This window comes from Methylomonas koyamae (assembly GCF_006483455.1).
GTDB lineage: Bacteria > Pseudomonadota > Gammaproteobacteria > Methylococcales > Methylomonadaceae > Methylomonas > Methylomonas koyamae_B.
The window spans coordinates 23,412-44,160 of record NZ_PPPU01000027.1; the positions used below are offsets into that span (position 1 = coordinate 23,412).

Here is a 20,749-nt window from a genome sequence, read left to right on the forward strand (position 1 = left end):
GGCACTATACCGAAACCGGCTCAGCGTTGTCGCCGGAAACATAAAGCCGCGTCCGGGCGATTTAGAGCCAAGCCCACCGGCCCAATGGCTTGACCCCGGTTTAACCGGCGGCGGGGTTTGGCCTCATCGCGCTCCGGCCGGGTTTAACCACGGGCTGCCGCCGGCCAGCAAGGCCTCGAATTCGGCGACCGGCAGCGGCCGGCTCAGCAGGTAACCCTGGTAATGGCGGCAGCCGAAACGGCTGAGTAGCGCCAGCTGTTCCGGAGTTTCCAGGCCTTCGGCGATGACTTCCAGTCCTAGGGTTTGCGCCATCGCGATGATGGTCTGGGTGATTGCCGCGGCACTCGGATCGCTGACGATATCGCGGACGAAACTTTGGTCGATTTTCAATTGGTCCAGCGGCAAGCGCTTCAAATAGCCCAACGACGAATAACCGGTGCCGAAATCGTCCAGCGAAAAGCGGATACCCTGGTTCTTCAGCAACTGGATTTTATCGATCGCATCCTCGGCTCGGTTCAACAGCACGCTTTCGGTGAGTTCCAGCTTCAAGCGTTGCGAGACCGACGGGTAGTCGGCCAACAGCGCGCCGACCTTGGCGGTGAAGTCGTGTTGTTGAAATTGAATCGCACTGACGTTGACCGCCAACGCCAGCCGGCCGAGCACAGGATCGGCTTGCCAGGCCTGAAGCCGGCAGCAGGCCTCGGCCAACACCCAATCGCCCATTTCGATAATCGACCCGTTTTCTTCCGCCAACGGAATGAATACGGCCGGAGATATCATGCCGCGCCGCGGATGGTGCCAGCGGATCAAGGCTTCGGCGCCGGTCGCCCGATTCCGGTCGTCGGCTTGGACTTGGTAATACAGCTCCAGTTGGTTGCCGCGAATCGCCGCCAGCAAGTCCGCTTCCAGTTCCAAGCGCTGCATCATCGCCGCCTGAATTCCGGGATCGAAGAAGCGAATCGTATTGCGGCCGGCGGTTTTGGCTTGGTACAACGAGGTTTCGGCATTTTTCAGCAGACTTTCCAGACTGTCGCCGTGAGCCCGAAACAGGCTGATGCCGATGCTGAAGGTCGCCAGCAAACCGCGCGAGTCGCATTGGTATGGCGTTAGCAGCGCCTGCTGCGCCTTCTGGGCAATGGCTTCGGCCTGAATCGCCGCTTCCTGCTTCGATACCGACAACGGCCACAGCAACAAAACGAATTCGTCGCCGCCGAAACGGGCCACGGTATCGCCCTCCCGCACACAATACTCCAGCCGGCGCGCGGTTTCGACCAGAATCTTGTCGCAAGTCTCGTAACCGTATATGTCGTTCAATTGCTTGAAATGGTCGAGGTTCAGCGTCAACAACGCACCGTATTGGCCGTTGTGGCTGGCCATCGCCATCGCTTGCTGGATTCGGTCGAGCAGCAGCGCCCGGTTGGGCAGGGCAGTCAAACTGTCGTGCAAGGCCAGAAAATCGGCGCGTTGGTCGGCTTGGTGTTTGTCGGCGATCAATTGCGAGGTATGCCGGTCGTAATGCCGGCACAGCAATATCGCCCTGGCCAAATGCGCCATGATCGGCTCAAACATCCGCGTCAGCGGCAGATGGGTTTCCGGCATGATCGGCGCCAACAGAATCACGACGCCGATGTCGGTGATCGGCAAGCGCAAAAACGCCCGGTAACGGTCCGAACTTACCGGCAATCCGGAAAACAGTGCGGCCCGATCGTCTTCCCGCGCCGCCGGCCCCAGCGCCAGGTCTGCCGGCAACGATATGGTCTCGCCGATGTGTTTAATCAATTGAAAATCGCCGATCGCGGCCAGCAGCGCCGCATCCAGACAATCGCTGCCGGCCGTTGCGCTTGGGGATAAATCCAGGCAAATGAAACCGGCCGGAAACGAGGTGAAATACAACAGGCGTTGCAGGGTGCGAGTCAGCAGCGGCTTCAAACTGATCTCGCCGCCGATCGTCATCGCCATTTCGTACAAAACCGGGATGACCTCGTCGTGCCTCATGCGGGATTGGTCCAGGCGGCGGTAACGACGGTGGCGTTATGGAATAAAGGATAGCCCCACAACGTGGTGTCGCCGATTTCGCCCAGGGCCAGACCGCCGGCGATTGCCGACGCTTGGCTCAAATTCTGAAAAATCGCCAATTCTTCGCCGGCGCTGGCCGCGCCGAGATGTTGGCGCCGACCGGCGCAATAAAACAACAGCAGTTCGCGGCCGGCCGGAGCGCCGCTGAGTTTGGACAGACCGCCGTGCAAGCTTTGCAAAGTGTCAGGCGAATCGACTTGCGGCGCATCCAATAAGGCCAACATCGAATGCGGCGGTACTTCGCCGATGCAATACAGCGCGTTATCGGCGTCGAGCATGACCGGAATCCGCACCACGGTGGTGTGGTTGGCCCTGAGTATGCCGAACGGAAAATGCACCGCGTATTGGTAAAATTTATCGCGGGTAATCTCGACGCCGAACTTGGCTCGCACCAGTTCCTGATAAACCTCAAACGCCGGGCGCCAGTCGATATGTATGATCCGGTTGCGGTCGGTGGACGTCGCCGGCAAGGTTTCGGCTTCGCTGCGGTAACCGTGCTCCAACACCGCCCCGTCATGCGGCTTCAGCAACAGCGCCAACACGCCGTTGCCAATAATCCGCTGGTTGTCGAACAGACAGGGCATGGCTTGAAAAGTCTCGCTACCGGCGTTGACGCCAGCGTAATGCACGCGGTTGGCCAGACGCAGATACAGCTCGTCGAGCAGCGAGCCGATATTCGGCAGCAGCGCGTCCAGCACTAAAAACAGCGTGGCCGGCACCTGGTCCTCCAGATAGCGGCCGACATGGCCGGCTATGGTCTCGGCGGCCTCGGCCGCACCGATGGCATCCTGCCGGGCGACGTCGAACAGCGCCGCGTAGGGCATCCGGTCGAACCGTAACAAACAAACGCCGCTGCTGCGAAAGCCGGTGCCATAGATCAATTGCGGAAACATCGCGCCGCACAACGGCAGCCCGCCGCGGTTGCACAAGGCCTGCAACGCTGGAATCGACGCCTTTTCGGCTTCGGGAAACAAGGCCAGCACGCCCATTTCCGGAAAAAGCGCGCGCCACTCCGCCAACCGACTTTCGATGGCGGCTAACTCTATCGAGGGAAAATAGGCGAAACTTGCCGGCGCCATTGTGCACGCTCCGTAACCGTTACGGTCTAAAGCATACTGGGCGTAGGGGAAAATGTAAAAACCGAGTGCAGCACCGCGCTGGCTGGCGCACACTTTTCGCAGCGCCTCGCCGGGCGGAGCTGGTAGATGGCAGGGAAGTACGGATTCCAATGAGATCCGCCACCGGTTCCAATTTCAACATTGCCAGTGGCGACGAGCGGCCAAAAGCCGACGGTCGGTTTGCTAACGTAGGCTGGGTTGAATGTTAATGAAACCCAGCGTCGAACGCGATTATTTGAGATGTACAAATGATTGTTTTAAAGCTTTTGCTGGGTTTCGCGTTGCTTAACCCAGCCTACGGCCCGGCATGGGTCGCGGTTTTGGAGTGGAACATACTGAGAATTGACGGCCCGACGCCGATCGCCGAAGATCAAGCTTTTTTCGGGAGCCACTCATGCCAGACCACGCTTTTGTAGTTTCCGCCGCCGACGTGCGCATTCCAGGCATTCTTTACGGTACGGCCTGGAAACAGGAACGCACGGCAGAACTGGTCACGCAAGCCATCGCTGCCGGGTTTCGCGGCATAGACACCGCCTGCCAGCCCAAGCATTACGACGAAGCCGGCGTCGGGGCAGGCATTGCCGCCGCCTGCGCTAAATCAGGCCTTGCCCGCGCCGAGCTTTACCTGCAAACCAAATTCACGCCGTTGAACGGCCACGATCCGCTACGAATTCCCTATAACCCGCGCGCGGGTCTGGCGGAACAGGTGGCGCAATCGTTCGCGGTTTCGCAACGCAATCTGCAGACCGATTATCTGGACGGCCTGGTGTTGCATTCGCCGCTGGCCGACCGCAAGCAGTTGCTGGAGGTCTGGCAAGCTATGGAAGCCTTGGCCGGGGCCGGCAAGGTTAAGCAGTTGGGCATCAGCAATTGCTACGATTTTGCGCTGTTCGAATATTTGTACCAAACCGCCGAAATCAAGCCGGCCGTGGTGCAAAACCGGTTCTATGCCGACACCGGCTACGACAAACAAATTCGCGCTTTCTGCCGGCAGCGGCAAATCGTCTACCAAAGTTTCTGGACCTTGACTGCCAACCCGCGGGTGCTGGCGCATCCGGCGGTAACCGCTGCAGCCGGCGCACGCGGCCGGACGCCGGCGCAAATTTTTTTCCGTTATCTGCACCAACACGGTGTCGTTCCGCTGACCGGGACCTGCTCCGCAGCGCATATGGGCGAGGATTTGGCGATTTTCGAGTTTACGCTGGACGCCGACGAATGCGCGGCGATTTCGGCGCTGTTTTGACCGGATAATCCGACGTCGTTCGTACCATAGTCGCGTTGCCTGTGGCCGCAACTCACTTATAATGCGGGACAACTTTTGCCTTCATCCCATTCCATGGCCTCAACTCGCCTGATTCGCCAATTCGCCGGCCTGTGCCTGACGCTGCTATCAGCGCAACTGGCGATGGCCGCCGACGACGACGCGGACGCACTGGACAGCACCAGCGAATTGCTGTCCTTGAGTTGGGACGAACTGACCGAACTGAAAGTATCCGGTCTGGCCCGCCAAGCGCAAACCGTCAAAGACACGCCAGCCGCGGCGTTTGTGATCAGCGCCGAAGATATTCGCCGTTCCGGCGCCGCCAGCCTGCCGGAATTGTTGCGGATGGCGCCGGGTATGGCCGTGGCCCGCGTCAACAGTTGGAATTGGGGCGTTAGCGCCCGCGGCTTCAACGATCTCTACGCCAACAAACTGCAGGTCATGATAGACGGCCGCAGCATTTACGATCCGCTGATCAGCGGCGTTTACTGGGGTCAGCATATTCCGCTGCTGCAAAACATCGAGCGGATCGAAGTGCTGCGCGGCCCCAGCGGCAGCCTGTGGGGCGCGAATGCGGTGAACGGCGCGATCAATATCGTCACCCGCTCGGCGGCCGACACCGAGGGCGGCTTGCTGACCGCCGCCGGCGGCACCGAGGAGCGCGGCTTCGGCGGCGTCCGTTACGGGCAAAAGCTGTCCGATTCGACGTATCTGCGCGGCTCCATCAATGCGCTAGTGCGCGACGCCAGCGTGGATATGGCCGGCCTGCACAATACCCACGATACCGGCAACGCCGAAACCGCCAATTTCCGCCTGGACAGCCAATTGACCGAACGCGATCAACTGATGCTGGAAGCCACCGCCACCCGCTACCGGCTGCACGGTTTTTTGACCGGGGTGTCGTCGGCCACGCCGCCTTATTGGCGCCAGGACGACTTCGGCAAGGACGGCGTATCCGGCAGCCTGCAAGGCAACTGGACCCACCAGTTCGACGGCGAGCGAGAACTGCGGGTGAACATGGCCTTTACCCAGACCGACTGGCAAATGGCCACCAATCGGATGAGCCGCTCGCATTACAATCTGGACATTCAGCATAGCCAACCTCTGTTCGGCAACCACCATTTGCTGTGGGGCCTGAATTACCAGATCATCGACGACCGTTTCGACAATACGCTGACGCTGGGTTTCGAGCCGGACCGCTTTACCCAACACAACATCGGCCTGTTTGCCCAGGACAACATCGATCTGCTGGACAATCTGCAATTGACGCTGGGTAACCGGGTCGAAAACTTCACTTACACCGGTTGGGAAACCGAACCCAACGCCCGGCTGATCTGGACCCCGCACAAAAACCATCGGCTGTGGGCCGGAGTCTCCCGGGCCGTGGCATTACCCAACCGCGCCCAGCAAAGTATCCGGCTATTTCTGCCGGTCCCCGGCCAACAGTCGTTATTTTTTCTGGCCGACGCCAATCAGGACATGCGCACCGAAAACGTGGTGGCTTATGAGCTGGGCTGGCGCTGGCAGGTCAACAGCCGGCTGGATCTGGACAGCACCGTGTTTTACAACATTTACGACCGGATTCAGGGCGTCAAGGCCAGCGGTTTTACCGCCAATGCTCAAGCGCCGGGTTTTCCGCTGCCGATTCTCGACCTCAGTGTCGGCAACTACCGGCAAATGAAAAGTTACGGCCTGGAACTGGCCGCCAACTACCGGGTCAGCCACGATTGGCGCCTGCAGGCCTCCTATACCGGCATTCGCTTCGACAACGACGCCGACAGCCGGCAGCCCTGGTTTCTGGACCCCTTGGCCGAGGAAAAAGTCAATCCGCAGCATAGTTTGTCGCTACGCTCGATGCTGGACCTGACCGACGATATCGAACTGGACGCCTGGGCGCGTTACGTGGACCGCATCAGCGTCAACCAAGTCCGCATTCCGGATTACATTTCGCTGGATTTGCGGCTCGGTTGGCGGCCGGCCAAGAATCTGGAACTGTCGCTGGTCGGGCAAAATCTGCTCGACGGGCAGCGTCCGGAATTCAACGACGTGGTGTACATTCCGGTCTCCAGCCAGATTCAACGCGGTTATTTTGCCCAACTGTCCTGGCGGTTCTAGGTTGAGTAAGACGATGCGCCTTTGTCTATATATGCTACTCAACCTCTGCGTTTGGCTGCCGGTTGCGGGCGGCCAGGCGGCGGAATTAGGTCCTGCCGAACGCGAATACCAACTAAAAACCGCCTATTTGTTTCATTTCGCCGAATTGACCCGCTGGCCGGAAGCCCGGCCCATCGTCATCTGTTTGCGCGGCTCCAGCCCGTTACGGAAATTTCTGCCGATTTTGGAAGGGCAAACCATCGACGGCGCGCCGGTACATGTCGATCTCGAACCCGGTCCCGATATCGATAGCTGCAGTATTTTGTTCCTGGCCGAAAAAGACTTGCTGACCGCGGAAGTCGCCGGGCAAGCCCGGGCCAGGCACGTGTTGCTGGTCGGCGACAGCGAGGGCTTCGCCGCGGCCGGCGGCATGGTGCAATTCAGCTTGCGCGACAACAAACTGAAACTGGTGGTAAATTTAGCGCCGGTAAATTCCGCCCACTTAAAATTGAGCTCCAAATTGCTTCGGATGGCCGAACTAATCGAATGACAGCCTCGACTCAACCGCGAATCTCCATCAGCCGCAAGCTCGGCAATATTCTGCGCCTGATGGTGATGCTGAGTCTGATGGTAGCGACCGTGTCGCTGACCATTCGCGAGTACGGGGCGTTACAGCAGGCCATCGGCTACAAGTTGCGGCTCACTGCCAACATGATCGGCCAAAACAGCAGTTTCGCGCTGCTGTTCGACGACGCCCAGACCGCGCAAGAAATTCTGGACGCACTGGCACACGACCCCGACATCATTTCCGGCCAAATTCAGAACACCGCCGGCAAAATCCTGGTCAGTTACCGCAAGCCGGCTTCGGCCTGGCACGACTGGTGGCCGCAGCAAATCGCCAAAACCCGCTCCATCACCCAGCCCATTCTGCACAAGAACCAGCAGGTGGTCGGTTATATCGCGCTGGAAGCCAGTCTGAAACAGAGCTACCACACGCTGCTATTCAACGCCGTGTTAAACGCCAGCATTATCCTGATCGCATTGAGCGTGGTCGGCTTTTACGTGCGACGCCTGCAACGCTCGTTTCTGCGGCCGATCCTGCAACTGGCGGAAACGGCCCGGCAGATCGAACAGGACCAGGACTACAGCCGGCGCTCGGCGTATACCGGCAACGACGAAATCAGCGATCTGGCCGAGGCCTTCAACAACATGCTGGCCCAGACCGAAGCCCACGAAGCGGATCTGGAAATCCAGGTCCAGACCCGTACCCGGGAACTGGAAGCCGCCAAGCTGGACGCCGAATCGGCCAATCAGGCCAAAAGCCAGTTTCTGGCGAATATGAGCCACGAAATCCGCACGCCGATGAACGCGATCGTCGGCCTGGTCGAGTTGTGTCTGAACAGCGCACTGAGCGTTAAACAGCGCGAGTACTTGCTGCGGGTCGAATCTTCGGCCCATTCGCTGATGACTCTGATCGACGACATTTTGGACTTTTCCAAAATGGAAGCCGGCAAGATGCAGATGGAGACAATCCCGTTTTTATTGGAAGAGACGCTGGAGCACGTGTTCTCGACCATGTTGCAGCTCAGCGCCAAGAAAGGCATCCGCCTGATCCGGCCCGAACAAACCGACGCTTACCATGCGGTGATCGGCGATCCGCAGCGTTTGCGGCAAATTTTCATCAATCTGGTCGGGAACGCAATCAAGTTTACCGAACGCGGCGAAGTCCGGGTTGCCGTCACCGAACTAGAGCGCGATGCGACAACGGTACGCCTGCAATTTGCCATCAGCGATACCGGTATCGGCATTAGCGCCGAGCAACAAAACAAGCTGTTCCAGGCCTTCAGCCAGGGCGACAGCAGCGTCACCCGCAATTACGGCGGCACCGGTTTGGGCCTGATTATTTCCAAGCAATTGATCGAACAGATGCAAGGCAGCATCCGGGTCGACAGCCAGCCCACGATCGGTTCGACATTTACCTTCGATGTGCTGCTCGGCGTCACCGATCTGGCCACGATCCGCAATTTCCAGATGCGCCGCCACCGCAACGGTTTCGATCCGGACTTGTTGCGGCCACTATACGGTAGCCGGGTATTGCTGGCGGAAGATAACGAAATCAACCGCATCGTCGCGGTCGAATTATTGGAACAGGCGCAAATTCAGGTCGATGTTGCCGAGAACGGCGAAATTGCGTTGCAAAAACTGCAAGACAACCGCTACGACTGCGTACTGATGGATGTGCAGATGCCGGTCATGGACGGTTACCAGGCCACCCGGCTGCTCAGGCAAATAGCGGGCTGCGGCGATATTCCGGTCATTGCGATGACCGCCAACGTCATGCCCGGCGACCAGCAACTGTGCGCCGCAGCCGGCATGAACGATTTCATCGGCAAACCGATTCTGCCGGCCACCCTTTACCAAGCATTGCTGAAATGGATCAAACCGGGCGCCGACCCAACCGTCGAGGTCCCGCCGCCGGGTTGAACCTCGGCTTACTTACCCCACGGCATGACCGGTACCGTCGATACGCTGTTGGCCGGCGCGCCTTCGATCACCTTGCGGCTGATCGCCAGATAGACCAGGGTGTTGTGTTTGGCGTCCCACAAGCGGGTAATGTTGGTGGATTTGAACAGTAACGAGGTGCTTTCCGAAAAGACGGTTTCTTCGTCGGGTAATTTGGCCGGCAACGCAATCGGGCCGATCTGGCGGCAGGCCAGCGAGAACTGCGACGGGTCTTCCGCCAACCCCAAGCCGCCAGAAATGCCGCCGGTTCTGGCCTGACTGATATGGCAAATCACGTTCGGAATCTTCGGATCTTCGAACACGTCGACGCAGACTTTATGATTGGCGCCGATCAACTTCCAGGCCGTAGTCACGCAACCGACTTCGTCTGCCAGCGCCGGTGCAGCGGCGGCGATGGTCAAGCCGCACGCGATGCGGCCGCCGTGTTTGAGCAAGGTTTTCAACATAATAGTCTCCGCAGGGTTTTCGAAAAACGGGCAGGCGCGTCAGGGTAACAAGCGCCAATCGCTAAAACAAGCGGCCTGACCGTAATAGCGTCGCCACTGGTCGTAAACGTTCCAAACCACGGCGTGCTCGATCAAAAAACGCTTACCGGACTTGGCGATGCGCACGCCGGAATAGTCGTCGATATAGCCGCGGCTGGAGACTTGCGCCAACAAGCGCTCGCGTTCTGCGCGGTTAACCGGTTCCGCCGAAAACCGCGACGGCAGGCCGACCAACTCCTGCCACTCGAATTCGAACAGGGCCAGGGCTTGGCAGTTGGCGTAGTTGAATAGCGGATCGGCATCGGCAGTATGCGACAGCAGCGCGAATCCGGCGTGAAAGGCGGCCTCGCCCAAGGACTGGCCTGGCCGCGGCTGCAGCAGCGGCGTGCCGAGCAATTCCCGGTAGCTGTCCAATACCAGGCCGATATGCCGGCTATGAAAATCGTTGGCGGGGCTGGGAACGGTCAAGTCAAGCATACGGGTTGATTGGGTCAAACGCCGGAACGGTAAAGTTCTTTTTTATACACGGCGCTGATCCGGTTGCCGTCCCAGACGTAACAATAATGCGCCCCCTGTTTCACCGGAGACAACCAGCGCGGTTTGAACACGGCGACGCATTCGCCGCCGGCGGCACGTACGCTGGAATAGGCAATCCCATTCGAACCGTCGGCGCGCAGTTGCTTGGCCAAGGCCTGTGCCGCCGCGTAATGTCCGGTATCGCTAGCGTAAATATCCGGCAGTTCGCTTTGTTTAGCGCGGATGTCGTGCAGTTCGGCGTCCAGGTCCGAGGCGTAAGAACGCATGTCGATCTCGATTGGCGCTTGCCGGGTCGCCGCCAAGAAGCGGGCGCGATGGAAAGCGGTTTCGGCGATTGCGGTATCGACATCCTTGGCCGCGTAATAGACGCCGAAACTGCCGTCGGAGAAGCGGCTGCCTTCCGGATTCAAATGAGTGAACGCAGCCATGATCGGCGTGGTTCCGGGGCCGGAGATTCTATCCGCCGCCGCCACCAGCCGTATTTCACCGGCCTCGTCGCGCAGACGGTCGTTGGTCAAGGCCTCGATTGCGAACACCACTTCCAGATCGGCCGGATCGGCTACCCGGTCGAACAATCCGGTCGGCGGAAACCGGCTGGGTACCAAGCGCCAACACGGCCGCCAGTCGATCCGCGCCGTTGCGATCGATTTCATGCCCAACCGCACTGGGCGTCCAGATATTGGCGTACCACGTATAAATCGGCGACCCGGCCCGACAACATGCGCTGCAACGCGCTTTGCCCGGAAAACGGCGCGGCCTGATTGGCTTGCTGCAACCAGGCGTCGGCGGCTTCGGCTTGCGGCAGCAGAATTTGCAGGGCTTTATAGATACCGAAAATGTAAGACAAACGCTCCAGCTTGTCCGGATTCAGGCTGGCGCTTTCCGGGCTTTTTTTCCATTTGAAATAGGTGCTGCGCGAATCCAGCCCCAGCAACTTCATGGCTTGCTCGACATTCAGCCGCCAGACGTCGGCAATATTGAAAAAGGTGCGTAACGCGGCGCCCGCCACGACGGCACTGTCGGCCGGTAATGCTGCTTGTGCGGTCGATAACATAAGCCCCCCATACAACTCATTTGAACTTTATGTAAAAATAAGTCTATTTATGGACTTTGTCAATCAAATCGCTGGCCGCTATTTGGTGTAGGTATATTCGGCCACCACGTCTCCTTGAAAAACCAAGATCAACAATTGGTCATCGGACTTTTCCCTGACCAGACCGTAAGACATGCCTTGGATATAGCCTCTACCGTAGGCATCGGAATAGCTATAAGTCCATGTTTCGAAATCGGACGATTTCGTCGTGGACACCGGTTCACCGAAATGTTGCCTGATCATCGCTTTGGTCGTGACACCCTTTCTGATCTGGGAGACGTAGGTATCGTCAAATTTACGCCCTTGCGATGCAGCGGCGCAGCCGCCGACGATTATCGTCGCGACAGTCATGCAGAATACGATCAATAAATTTCTCATCGAACTCACCCTCCAACAAAAATTGGTCAAGACTACGAAACCCGAAGCAGACCGGCAAATTAGAAAGCACCTTTCAACGCCAGCGCCGCCCTCGCCAGACGTTCTCCCAATACCCAGCACAAACGCTTTTCGTGCTCGGTCAGTTCGGCATCGGCTTCGGAACAGTGGCTGGGACCGTAAGGTGTGCCGCCGCTGACCGTTTCCCGCAGCGCGATTTCGTTGCAGGGCAGGCTCATCAGTAACATGCCGTGGTGCATCAACGGCAACATCATCGACAGCAGCGTGGTTTCGTGGCCGCCGTGCATGCTGCCGGTTGAGGTGAACACGCCGGCTGGTTTGCCGGACAAGGCGCCGGAAAACCACAGCGGCGTCGAGCTATCCAGGAAATACTTCAACGCCGCGGCCATATTGCCGAAATGGGTCGGGCTGCCCAGCGCCAGACCGTCGCAATTTTCCAGATCGTTTAACGTCGCGTAGGGCGCGCCGCTGTCGGGAATGCTGTCGGCGACTTTTTCCGATACCGCCGATACTTCCGGCACCGTGCGCAGCAGCGCTTCGGCTCCGGCCACCGACTCCACGCCGCGGGCAATGTGCTGCGCCATCCGCGCCGTGCCGCCGTCGCGGCTGTAATACAGGACCAGGATTTTCGCCATTACAGGATACCCAAAACAGCTTCGGGCGGACGGCCGACGGCGGCTTTGCCGTCCTTCAAGACGATGGGTCGCTCGATCAGTTTCGGAATTCTGACCATGGCTTCGATCAATTCGGCGTCGCTCAAGGACTTATCGTCCAAGCCGTTTTCCTTGTATTCGGGTTCCTTGGTACGCATCAACTCGCGCGGTTTCAGCCCCAGCTTGTGCAAAATATCCTGCAATTCGGCGGCGGTGGGCGGGGTTTTCAGATATTCGACGATCTCGGGCTGGATATTGTTGGCTTCCAACAGTTTCAAAGTGTCGCGGGATTTGCCGCAACGCGGGTTGTGGTAGATTTTCACGCTCATGCTTCGCACCTGTATCGCAATGGGTTGCGGCTATAATAGCACCCTTCGAATCACGGATAACTTCACACAGCCATGCAATTACCCAACTATTCCAACGCTCGGGTGCTGGTGGTCGGCGACCTGATGCTGGACCGCTACTGGCACGGCCCGACCTCGCGTATTTCTCCGGAAGCGCCGGTGCCGGTAGTGCATGTCAAACAGGACGAATTCCGCGCCGGGGGCGCCGGCAACGTGGCGCTGAACATTGCCGCGCTGGGCGCCAAAGTCTCGGTGCTGGGTTTTACCGGCGAAGATCAGGCGGCAAACGCGCTGGAAAAATTGCTGAAAGACGCCGGGGTGTTATGCCTGTTCCAGGCAATACCGAATTATCCGACCATCACCAAACTCCGGGTGATGAGCCGCCATCAACAACTGATCCGGCTCGATTTCGAAGACGGTTTTCAACAAATCGACAGCGAGCCGTTGCTGCATCTGTACCACGCCGAACTGATGCAATCGCAGGTGGCGGTACTGTCCGATTACGGCAAAGGCACCTTAAACCAAGTGCAGCAATTCATTACCCTGGCCCGGCAACTGAAAAAGCCGGTGTTGGTCGATCCGAAAGGCAGCGATTTTTCGATTTACCGCAATGCGACCTTGATCACGCCGAACCTGGGCGAATTCGAGGCCGTGGTCGGCCGTTGCAGCAACGAGGCGCAAATCGTCGAACGCGGCCTGAATCTGATCGATACGCTGGCGCTGGATGCCTTGCTGGTCACCCGCGGCGAGCACGGCATGAGCCTGCTCTGCAAGGATGCCGAACCGCTGCATTTGCCGACCCATGCCCGCGAGGTATTCGACGTGACCGGCGCCGGCGACACCGTGATTTCGGTGCTGGCCGCCAGCCTGGCGGCGAAAAAACCGCTGGCCGAAGCCACCCAACTGGCCAACATCGGCGCCGGCATCGTGGTCGGGAAAATGGGTACCGCCACGGTCGATACCGACGAACTGGCCGCCGCGCTGCAAGGCCCGCGGGCGCGGCACAAGGGCGTCTGCACCCTGCCGGAACTGCTCAAGGAACGCGCCGCCGCCAAACAGAACGGCGAAAAAATCGTCGCCACCAACGGCTGTTTCGACATCCTCCACCCCGGCCACGTCCGTTACTTGCAGCAAGCCAAAACCCTGGGCGACCGCCTGGTGGTGCTGGTCAACAGCGACGATTCGGTCAAGCGTCTGAAAGGCCCGGAACGCCCGGTCAACGATTTGGAACACCGGATGGAAATGCTGGCGGCGCTGGAATGCGTGGACTGGGTGGTGGCGTTCGCGGAAGACACGCCTAAAGCCGTGATCGACCAGTTACTGCCCGATATCCTGGTCAAAGGCGGCGACTATAGCGACATCACCAGCATCGCCGGCCACGACAGCGTGCTGGCCGCGGGCGGCGAGGTGAAGATACTGTCGTTCATCGCAGGCCATTCGACCACCGGCATCATTCAGACCATCCGCGATAAATCCCGGCCTTGATTTCGATTGCCGACCGCTAGCCGGACTGGTCCGGCTGGTAAGGCAACGAATATTGATCGCCTTCCCGCGCCAGCCAGATCGGAAATCCTAAGCGCTCGGCTTGCAACAGACGGGCATAAATCGAATCCAGATCGGCGTCGCTGCGGGTCGGCTCGTGGTGAGTCAAAAACAGTTGTTTGACCCGAGCTTCGGCGGCAATCTCCAGCGCCGAGCGGTAGGTGCCGTGGCCCCAGCCACGGCGGTCGGCATATTCGGCGTCGGTGTAGGAACTGTCGATGATCAGCGCGTCGACGCCGGCCATCGCTCCGATCACTTCTTCGTTCTTCTGATCGATCAATTCCTGCATCGCCTCGTAACCGGGATGCTGTTCCGGATAAGGGTTCAGCGGCGGCTCGTAGTCGCCGGTGAAAAACAGCGAACCGCCGGCGTCATCGTCGACCCGATAGCCGAAGTTGAACACCGGATGGTTCAGCACGGTGGGCGTGACGCGGACGCTGCCGATCCGGATCGGTTCCCCGGCTTTCAGCGTGGTGTAACGCACCTCGGCCTTCAGTTGCGCTTCGCTGATCGGGAAATAGGCGTGCTGCAACTGCACCCGCATCGCCCGCTCGATGCCCTGATGGGTCACCGGTTCCAGGCCGCCGTATATATTGATGCGGTTACCGGCTCGGAACATCGGCAGAAAAAACGGCAAGCCCTGGATATGGTCCCAATGAGTATGGGTGATCAGAATATGCGCGGTCAAATCGCGTTTTTGCAGCAGCGTTTGCGCCAGCGCATGGATGCCGGTGCCGGCGTCGAGAATGATCAGATCACCGGCGCTGCTGGTGATTTCGATGCAGGTGGTGTTGCCGCCGTAGCGGACCGTATTCGGCCCCGGCGTGGCAATCGAGCCTCTGACGCCCCAGAACTTGAACTTCATGCCTGCCGGCCTAATGCGCTTCGTCCCAGTTGGCACCGGTGCCGGCTTCCACCAGCAAGGGCACGGCCAACTCGGCGGCAGCGGACATGATGCCGGTGATTTTGGCAATGCTGTCCGTGAGAATGGGCTCGGCCACTTCGAACACCAGTTCGTCGTGCACCTGCATGATCATTTTCAGGTCGGCGCCGCTAGTTTCGATCCAGTCGTGGCAGGCGATCATCGCCCGTTTGATGATGTCGGCAGCGCTACCCTGCATCGGCGCGTTGATCGCGGTGCGTTCGGCGTACTGGCGTTGCGCGGCGTTGCGGGCGTTGATGTCCGGCAAATACAGACGGCGGCCGAAGAGGGTTTCGACATAGCCTTGCTGCTTGGCCAATTCCCGCGTGCTGTCCATGTAGTGCTTGACGCCGGGGTAACGGCTGAAATACAGGTCGATGTAAGACTGGGCCTGATTGCGCGGCAAGCCCAATTGCTGCGCCAAGCCGAAGGCCGACATGCCGTAAATCAGGCCGAAGTTGATCGCCTTGGCCGAGCGGCGCAAGTCGTGGGTGACCTGATCCGGCGCCACTTCGAACACTTCGGCGGCGGTAGCGCGGTGTACGTCCTCACCGGCGGCAAAGGCTTTCAGCAAACCCGCGTCGCCGGACAAATGCGCCATGATCCGCAATTCGATCTGCGAATAATCCGCCGCAACGATTTTGTAGCCGGACGGGGCGATAAAGGCTTGGCGGATTTTGCGGCCTTCCTCGCTACGGATCGGAATGTTCTGCAGGTTGGGGTCGGTCGACGACAACCGCCCGGTCGCCGCCACCGCCTGGTGGTAGGAGGTATGCACCCGCCCGGTTTTGCGGTTGATCTGCTGCGGCAGTTTGTCGGTGTAAGTCGATTTCAATTTGCTCAGGCCGCGGTGTTCCAGAATCAGTCGCGGTAACGCAAAATCCACCGCCAATTCCTGCAATACCGATTCATCGGTCGACGGCTGGCCTTTCGGGGTTTTTTTCAGTATCGGCAGATTCAGCCGGTCGTACAGGATTTCCTGAATCTGTTTCGGCGAACCCAGGTTAAAAGCCGAGCCGGCCAGATCGTGGGCCTGGATTTCCAGGCCTATCATCCGGTCCGCCAATTCCTGGCTTTGCTGGGCCAGCATGTCGCTGTCGATCAGCACGCCGTTTTCCTCGATTTTGGCCAGCACTTTGACCAGCGGCAGCTCGATATCGTTATACAAGGCCCACAAACTGGGCCGTTGCTGCAATTCGGCGGACAGGGTCTGGTGCAGGCGCAAGGTGATGTCGGCGTCTTCGGCGGCGTATTCGGTGGCGAGATCGATCGCCACTTCGGCAAAACCGATCTGCTTGGCGCCCTTGCCGCAGACGTCCTCGAAGTGAATGGTATCGACACCCAGGTAATGTTTGGCCAGGTCGTCCATATTGTGTTTGGTCGCGGTACTGTTCAACACGTAGGATTGCAGCATCGTGTCGTGGCGGATACCGCGCAACGCGATGCCGTGGTTGGCCAGGACGTGGGCGTCGTATTTCAGGTTTTGGCCGAGCTTGGCGTGGTCCGGGTTTTCCAGTAACGGTTTCAAAGCCTTCAGCACGCTCTGCCGATCCAGTTGCGCCGGCGCGTCCGGGTAATCGTGCGCCAGCGGTAAATACGCGGCTTGGCCGGCTTCGATTGCAAACGAAACGCCGACGATCTCGGCTTCGCTGTAATTCAGGCTGCTGGTTTCGGTATCGAACGCGAACAGCTCGGCTTGTTCCAGCCGGACCAGCCAGGCGTCGAATTCGGCTTGGCTGAGGATGGTTTGGTAATCTTTTGCGACCGGCGCCGGTTTCGGCGCTGCGGCTTGCCCGACCGGTTCGGCTGTGGTTGCTGAGGCGTCGCCGTTCAGCGTTTTCAACCAACTGCTGAAGCCCAGACTGCCCAACTGCTGTTTCAACGCGGCGATATCCGGTTCCTTACGTTTCAGATCGTCCAGGCTGTAATGCAAGGCCACGTCGCATTTGATCGTGGTCAATTCCCGCGATAGCGGCAATTGGCCCAAGGCCTCGCGCAGGTTGTCGCCGATTTTGCCTTTGATTTGGTCGGCGCTGGCGATCAGGTTGTCCAGCGTGCCGTATTCCTGCAGCCATTTGGCGGCGGTTTTCGGTCCGACCTTGGGCACGCCGGGGATGTTGTCCACCGCGTCGCCCATCAAAGCCAGATAATCGATGATTTGTTCCGGCTTGACGCCGAATTTGTCCTGAACCCCGGCAATGTCCATCACCGCGCCGGTCATCGAGTTTTCCAGGATGATCTGCTCGTTGACCAATTGCGCCATGTCCTTGTCGCCGGTGGAAATGATGACATTGAAGCCCTGGCGGGCGGCGTTTTGCGCCAGACTGCCCAGCACGTCGTCGGCCTCGACCCCGTGTTCGATGATCAGCGGCAACCCCAAAGACCGGATCAAGTCGTGCAGCGGTTGAATCTGCACCCGCAATTCGTCCGGCATCGGCGGCCGGTGCGCCTTGTATTGGTCGTACAACTCGTGACGGAAGGTCTTGCCCGGCGCGTCGAATACCACAGCGAAGTAAGGCGTGTTGTAGTCGTTGATTAACTTGCGCAACATGTTGGAAACGCCGTAAACGGCGTTGGTCGGTTCGCCTTTACTGTTGGTCAGCGGCGGTACGGCGTGAAAGGCGCGAAACAGAAACGACGAACCGTCGACGAGAATCAGTTTGTGGATGGCGGAATCGGACATGTGCGGTCGAAAGACAGATAGATGCCGGAACGATACAGGGCGAGCCAGAGCGCTGCAAGCGTAGAATTTCACACGCCGCCGGCGCACGCTTTTCTCGGCGGTGCTTAGCGCAGTAGACTATTGCTATCCGCAACTTAGCAGAGAACGGCCATGGCCCTTGCCAAACTCAAAACCCGCATCAGCCCGGAACACTATCTGGCCGGCGAACGCCAGTCCGAGCTCCGCCACCAGCTCATCGACGGCGAAGTCTATGCGATGACCGGCGGCAGTGAGAACCACAACTTGCTGGAAGGTAATATTTTCAATCTGTTCAAAAACGGCCTGAAAGGCAAGCCGTGCAAGACTTTCATGTCCGATATGAAACTGCGCATCGCCGACGATTTTTTCTACCCGGACGTGATGGTGGTTTGCGGCGAAGACAAGCAGGACAACTACTACAAAACCGCGCCGGTCGTGATCGTGGAAGTGTTGTCCAAAACCACGCGCAAATTCGACCAGACCGCCAAACGTCTGCGCTGCCAGACCCTGCCGACGCTGGAGGAATACGTGCTGGTCGAGCAGGATAAAGGCGAGATTCAGGTATTCCGCCGCAACCAGCATTGGCAGTCGTTTTATTACTATCTGGGCGACCAGATCGAATTCGCAGCGCTGGATCTTAGCCTGAGCGTGGCCGATATTTACGAGCAGGTCGATAACGAGGACGTCGTGGCGTTCAACCAACAGCCGCCGGCCGAGTCGCTGCCTTAAGCAGGCGCCGTCAGGCCGGATTTTGCCGCGGTTGATCGACCAGCGCGGCGATGACCAAATCGCCGCTGACGTTCAAGGTGGTGCGACACATGTCCAGAAAGCGGTCCACCCCCAGAATCAGACCCATGCCTTCGGCCGGTATCCCGACCTGCTGGGTCAGAATCATGATCAAAGGCAGCGAGCCGCCCGGTACGCCGGCGGTGCCGATGCCGGCCAGGATCGACATCAAAACCACCTGCACCTGTTGCGCCAACGATAGATCGACGCCGTAGACCTGGGCCAGAAACAATACGGTAATGCCTTCGAACAGCGCCGTGCCGTTCTGGTTGGCGGTGGAGCCTATCGTCAGCACAAAGCGCGAAACTTCCGGGCTGAGTTTCAATTCCCGTTCCGCCAGTTCCAATGAGCGCGGTAATGTGGCGTTGGACGACGCAGTCGCGAAGGCATACAAATACACGTCGCGGCATTGCCGGAAAAACGGCCAGGGCGCGATACCTCTGAATAGCCTTAACATTGCGCTATAAACCAGACCTTGTTGCAACAGCAGGCCGGCGACCACCACCAGCACGTAGAATCCCAGCGAGAACAAAATCTGGTGGCCGAATTTAAAGGTGGATTGAAACACCAGCGCGAATACCGCCCACGGCGCGAATTGCATCGCCGCGTCCACTATCCGCAGGCAGGCGGCGTAAGTTTCCTCCAACAACGCCAGCCAACGCGACGGTTTGCCGCCGTTCGCTGCCGCGAGAGCAGCACCGAACGCCAACGAAAAAAACATCAACGACAGCATCTCGCCGTCCAGGGCCTGCACGGCGCTGTTGAACGGGTTTTTCGGGATGATCTCCAGCAACGATTGCACCACCGGCTTGGCTTGCGCCACGTGTTGGCGGATCTTGTGCACACCGGCCTCGTCGCCGAGCAGTTGCGAAATATCCAGACCGGTGCCGGGCTGCAGCAGATTTACTAGCGACACGCCGATCACCACCGACGCCGAGCTGGCAATCAGCGTAAATAATAAAGTGCGCTGGGCAACCCGCGCCAAACCGTGGTGGCTGCTGAGCTGGTAAACGCCCAGCATCAAACCGCTCATCACCATCGGCACTACGATCATGAAGATCAGCCGCAGAAAAATCTGGCCGACCGGTTCCAATAGGTAGCGGTTGAATACCTGCAAGCCGGCGTGGTCGGCAAAACCGTGGCAGGCCAGGCCGGCGGCGGCCCCCAACCCTAGGCTGAGCAATAATCGGTGATGGTTTTTCATGGCAGACATCCGCTCGGCAGTCGCAATAGCCTGGATAGTAGGTCTTTTCGCCGGATTTGTTAACTTTGCCGTGGTTCGGCGCGTCTTGTATTTCCCGGGCCGATCTCTAACAATACCGACACTCGGCCTGCCGGCCGGGCATTCGGTTATTTCCTTGAACAGTTGTAGGCGGGGCGCATCATGGCTTTCCACACCGATCAACCCGATGTTTATTTGACGGAAGACGAATATCTGGCCAGCGAGGCGGCTGCCGAAGTCAAGCGCGAGTATATCGACGGCCAGGTCCGCGCGATGACCGGTGCCGGTTATAACCACAATTGCATCGCGGCCAACATTCTCGGCGAGTTCAGAAGTCATCTAAAAGGTACGCCCTGCGCGACGTTCAAGGCCGAAATCAAACTGCAGATCGGCAAGGATTACGTCTACCCGGACGTACTGGTGGATTGCAGCAATATGTCCGGAAACGACCTATTTTCAACGGCGCCGGTCATAATCGTGGAGGTGTTGTCCCGCTCCACCCGTAAAACCGACACCACCACCAAACTGATCCGCTACATCAACCTGCCGTCGTTGCAGGAATACGTGCTGATCGAACCGGACATCGTTTCGGTGCAAGTCCTGCGCCGCGCCAACCACTGGCTATCCGAGTACTATTTTCTCGGCGACGACGTGACGTTTACCTCGATCGGGCTAACGCTGAAAGTGGAGGACATTTACGACCGGGTCGAGAACCGCGACATCAACGAATTCCGCGAACGGGCGCAACAACCATGACCCAACCCATTGACTGCAACCTGCACGATTACCTGGAAATTGCCTGTATCTACGGCTACCGCGTCAAACTGACGCTGACAGACGGCAGCGTGGTGGCAGGCAAAGCTGTCGACACCGTGACGACCGCAGACAAACGCGAATATTTGCAGCTCGATACCGAGCGGGTGGAAACCAATCGCTTGGCCAAGTTGGAGGTACTGACGCCGGGAGCCAAATTTAGCGAAGTGCGGTTTTAAA

20 protein-coding genes are annotated in these 20,749 nt (G+C 58.8%); 8 read left to right on the forward strand and 12 right to left on the reverse strand.

Annotated elements, in window-relative coordinates; translation table 11 throughout:
* Positions 1-123 precede the first annotated feature (123 nt).
* Together C2U68_RS14555 and C2U68_RS14560 are read right to left on the reverse strand one after the other, a co-directional pair.
* Positions 124-1,995 (reverse strand): putative bifunctional diguanylate cyclase/phosphodiesterase, encoded by a 1,872-nt coding sequence (locus C2U68_RS14555; protein WP_140913198.1) that lies wholly within the window; start codon positions 1,993-1,995, stop codon positions 124-126.
* A complete protein-coding gene (locus C2U68_RS14560) occupies positions 1,992-3,155 on the reverse strand; it encodes an FIST signal transduction protein (RefSeq protein ID WP_140913199.1) in 1,164 nt (387 codons plus the stop codon). Before C2U68_RS14560 ends, C2U68_RS14555 begins: the two co-directional genes overlap by 4 nt.
* Positions 3,156-3,588: 433 nt before the next feature.
* On the opposite strand from C2U68_RS14560, the gene C2U68_RS14565 reads away from it, so the two are divergent.
* The 4 genes from C2U68_RS14565 to C2U68_RS14580 all read left to right on the forward strand — a co-directional run bounded on the left by C2U68_RS14565 (position 3,589) and on the right by C2U68_RS14580 (position 9,033).
* Complete coding sequence (locus C2U68_RS14565; RefSeq protein ID WP_140913200.1) at positions 3,589-4,437, forward strand: aldo/keto reductase family protein; 849 nt, start codon at positions 3,589-3,591, stop codon at positions 4,435-4,437.
* A gap of 93 nt (positions 4,438-4,530) precedes the next feature.
* Positions 4,531-6,570: a TonB-dependent receptor plug domain-containing protein gene (locus tag C2U68_RS14570; protein WP_140913201.1), complete on the forward strand. Its 2,040-nt coding sequence runs from the start codon at positions 4,531-4,533 to the stop codon at positions 6,568-6,570.
* Between the two features lie 13 nt (positions 6,571-6,583).
* Complete coding sequence (locus C2U68_RS14575) at positions 6,584-7,099, forward strand: YfiR family protein (protein WP_140913202.1); 516 nt, start codon at positions 6,584-6,586, stop codon at positions 7,097-7,099.
* Complete coding sequence (locus C2U68_RS14580) at positions 7,096-9,033, forward strand: ATP-binding protein (RefSeq protein WP_140913203.1); 1,938 nt, start codon at positions 7,096-7,098, stop codon at positions 9,031-9,033. Before C2U68_RS14575 ends, C2U68_RS14580 begins: the two co-directional genes overlap by 4 nt.
* Positions 9,034-9,041: 8 nt before the next feature.
* On the opposite strand, the gene C2U68_RS14585 is transcribed toward C2U68_RS14580, so the two are convergent.
* The 7 genes from C2U68_RS14585 to arsC form a co-directional block, all read right to left on the reverse strand.
* On the reverse strand, positions 9,042-9,518 hold the full coding sequence (locus C2U68_RS14585; RefSeq protein WP_140913204.1) for a CreA family protein: 477 nt from the start codon (positions 9,516-9,518) through the stop codon (positions 9,042-9,044).
* A 39-nt stretch (positions 9,519-9,557) separates the two neighbouring features.
* Complete coding sequence (locus C2U68_RS14590; protein ID WP_140913205.1) at positions 9,558-10,034, reverse strand: MEKHLA domain-containing protein; 477 nt, start codon at positions 10,032-10,034, stop codon at positions 9,558-9,560.
* A gap of 14 nt (positions 10,035-10,048) precedes the next feature.
* Entirely contained in the window at positions 10,049-10,747 is a 699-nt protein-coding gene (locus tag C2U68_RS14595; protein WP_140913206.1) for an RES family NAD+ phosphorylase, read from the reverse strand.
* Positions 10,744-11,148, reverse strand: a complete 405-nt coding sequence (locus C2U68_RS14600) for an MbcA/ParS/Xre antitoxin family protein (RefSeq protein ID WP_140913207.1) — start codon at positions 11,146-11,148, stop codon at positions 10,744-10,746. The genes C2U68_RS14595 and C2U68_RS14600 overlap by 4 nt, the downstream gene beginning before the upstream one ends.
* A 78-nt stretch (positions 11,149-11,226) precedes the next feature.
* Positions 11,227-11,565, reverse strand: a complete 339-nt coding sequence (bamE, locus tag C2U68_RS14605; protein WP_140913208.1) for an outer membrane protein assembly factor BamE — start codon at positions 11,563-11,565, stop codon at positions 11,227-11,229.
* Positions 11,566-11,624: 59 nt separating this feature from the next.
* Positions 11,625-12,218 (reverse strand): NAD(P)H:quinone oxidoreductase, encoded by a 594-nt coding sequence (wrbA, locus tag C2U68_RS14610; RefSeq protein WP_140913209.1) that lies wholly within the window; start codon positions 12,216-12,218, stop codon positions 11,625-11,627.
* On the reverse strand, positions 12,218-12,565 hold the full coding sequence (gene arsC / locus C2U68_RS14615) for an arsenate reductase (glutaredoxin) (RefSeq protein ID WP_140913210.1): 348 nt from the start codon (positions 12,563-12,565) through the stop codon (positions 12,218-12,220). Before arsC ends, wrbA begins: the two co-directional genes overlap by 1 nt.
* A 72-nt stretch (positions 12,566-12,637) precedes the next feature.
* Here arsC and hldE point away from each other — a divergent pair, with 72 nt between their 5' ends.
* Positions 12,638-14,068, forward strand: coding sequence for a bifunctional D-glycero-beta-D-manno-heptose-7-phosphate kinase/D-glycero-beta-D-manno-heptose 1-phosphate adenylyltransferase HldE (gene hldE / locus C2U68_RS14620; protein ID WP_140913211.1), 1,431 nt, complete (start codon positions 12,638-12,640; stop codon positions 14,066-14,068).
* A 16-nt stretch (positions 14,069-14,084) separates the two neighbouring features.
* Here the strand turns inward: hldE and C2U68_RS14625 are convergent, their stop codons facing one another.
* Both C2U68_RS14625 and polA read right to left on the reverse strand, forming a co-directional pair.
* Positions 14,085-14,990: an MBL fold metallo-hydrolase gene (locus C2U68_RS14625; protein WP_140913212.1), complete on the reverse strand. Its 906-nt coding sequence runs from the start codon at positions 14,988-14,990 to the stop codon at positions 14,085-14,087.
* Between the two features lie 10 nt (positions 14,991-15,000).
* Entirely contained in the window at positions 15,001-17,730 is a 2,730-nt protein-coding gene (polA, locus tag C2U68_RS14630; RefSeq protein ID WP_140913213.1) for a DNA polymerase I, read from the reverse strand.
* A 150-nt stretch (positions 17,731-17,880) separates the two neighbouring features.
* Here polA and C2U68_RS14635 point away from each other — a divergent pair, with 150 nt between their 5' ends.
* The gene (locus tag C2U68_RS14635) at positions 17,881-18,477 is read left to right on the forward strand and encodes a Uma2 family endonuclease (RefSeq protein WP_140913214.1); all 597 of its coding nucleotides are present in this window, start codon (positions 17,881-17,883) and stop codon (positions 18,475-18,477) included.
* Positions 18,478-18,487: 10 nt separating this feature from the next.
* Here C2U68_RS14635 and C2U68_RS14640 read toward each other — a convergent pair whose 3' ends face one another.
* The gene (locus C2U68_RS14640; RefSeq protein ID WP_140913215.1) at positions 18,488-19,738 is read right to left on the reverse strand and encodes a dicarboxylate/amino acid:cation symporter; all 1,251 of its coding nucleotides are present in this window, start codon (positions 19,736-19,738) and stop codon (positions 18,488-18,490) included.
* A gap of 180 nt (positions 19,739-19,918) precedes the next feature.
* On the opposite strand from C2U68_RS14640, the gene C2U68_RS14645 reads away from it, so the two are divergent.
* Together C2U68_RS14645 and C2U68_RS14650 are read left to right on the forward strand one after the other, a co-directional pair.
* Positions 19,919-20,512 (forward strand): Uma2 family endonuclease, encoded by a 594-nt coding sequence (locus C2U68_RS14645; RefSeq protein ID WP_140913216.1) that lies wholly within the window; start codon positions 19,919-19,921, stop codon positions 20,510-20,512.
* A complete protein-coding gene (locus C2U68_RS14650) occupies positions 20,509-20,748 on the forward strand; it encodes a Rho-binding antiterminator (protein ID WP_140913217.1) in 240 nt (79 codons plus the stop codon). The genes C2U68_RS14645 and C2U68_RS14650 overlap by 4 nt, the downstream gene beginning before the upstream one ends.
* Position 20,749 lies beyond the last annotated feature (1 nt).

Bases quoted from the DNA above. Each gene is read 5' to 3' on its own strand.
- C2U68_RS14585 (WP_140913204.1), bottom strand. From the start codon at position 9,518: ATGTTGAAAACCTTGCTCAAACACGGCGGCCGCATCGCGTGCGGCTTG.
- C2U68_RS14575 (WP_140913202.1), top strand. From the start codon at position 6,584: ATGCGCCTTTGTCTATATATGCTACTCAACCTCTGCGTTTGGCTGCCG.
- C2U68_RS14595 (WP_140913206.1), bottom strand. From the start codon at position 10,747: ATGAAATCGATCGCAACGGCGCGGATCGACTGGCGGCCGTGTTGGCGC.
- C2U68_RS14650 (WP_140913217.1), top strand. From the start codon at position 20,509: ATGACCCAACCCATTGACTGCAACCTGCACGATTACCTGGAAATTGCC.
- C2U68_RS14590 (WP_140913205.1), bottom strand. From the start codon at position 10,034: ATGCTTGACTTGACCGTTCCCAGCCCCGCCAACGATTTTCATAGCCGG.
- C2U68_RS14580 (WP_140913203.1), top strand. From the start codon at position 7,096: ATGACAGCCTCGACTCAACCGCGAATCTCCATCAGCCGCAAGCTCGGC.
- C2U68_RS14625 (WP_140913212.1), bottom strand. From the start codon at position 14,990: ATGAAGTTCAAGTTCTGGGGCGTCAGAGGCTCGATTGCCACGCCGGGG.
- bamE (WP_140913208.1), bottom strand. From the start codon at position 11,565: ATGAGAAATTTATTGATCGTATTCTGCATGACTGTCGCGACGATAATC.
- C2U68_RS14645 (WP_140913216.1), top strand. From the start codon at position 19,919: ATGGCTTTCCACACCGATCAACCCGATGTTTATTTGACGGAAGACGAA.
- C2U68_RS14565 (WP_140913200.1), top strand. From the start codon at position 3,589: ATGCCAGACCACGCTTTTGTAGTTTCCGCCGCCGACGTGCGCATTCCA.
- hldE (WP_140913211.1), top strand. From the start codon at position 12,638: ATGCAATTACCCAACTATTCCAACGCTCGGGTGCTGGTGGTCGGCGAC.
- C2U68_RS14555 (WP_140913198.1), bottom strand. From the start codon at position 1,995: ATGAGGCACGACGAGGTCATCCCGGTTTTGTACGAAATGGCGATGACG.
- C2U68_RS14635 (WP_140913214.1), top strand. From the start codon at position 17,881: ATGGCCCTTGCCAAACTCAAAACCCGCATCAGCCCGGAACACTATCTG.
- wrbA (WP_140913209.1), bottom strand. From the start codon at position 12,218: ATGGCGAAAATCCTGGTCCTGTATTACAGCCGCGACGGCGGCACGGCG.
- polA (WP_140913213.1), bottom strand. From the start codon at position 17,730: ATGTCCGATTCCGCCATCCACAAACTGATTCTCGTCGACGGTTCGTCG.
- C2U68_RS14560 (WP_140913199.1), bottom strand. From the start codon at position 3,155: ATGGCGCCGGCAAGTTTCGCCTATTTTCCCTCGATAGAGTTAGCCGCC.
- C2U68_RS14600 (WP_140913207.1), bottom strand. From the start codon at position 11,148: ATGTTATCGACCGCACAAGCAGCATTACCGGCCGACAGTGCCGTCGTG.
- arsC (WP_140913210.1), bottom strand. From the start codon at position 12,565: ATGAGCGTGAAAATCTACCACAACCCGCGTTGCGGCAAATCCCGCGAC.
- C2U68_RS14640 (WP_140913215.1), bottom strand. From the start codon at position 19,738: ATGAAAAACCATCACCGATTATTGCTCAGCCTAGGGTTGGGGGCCGCC.
- C2U68_RS14570 (WP_140913201.1), top strand. From the start codon at position 4,531: ATGGCCTCAACTCGCCTGATTCGCCAATTCGCCGGCCTGTGCCTGACG.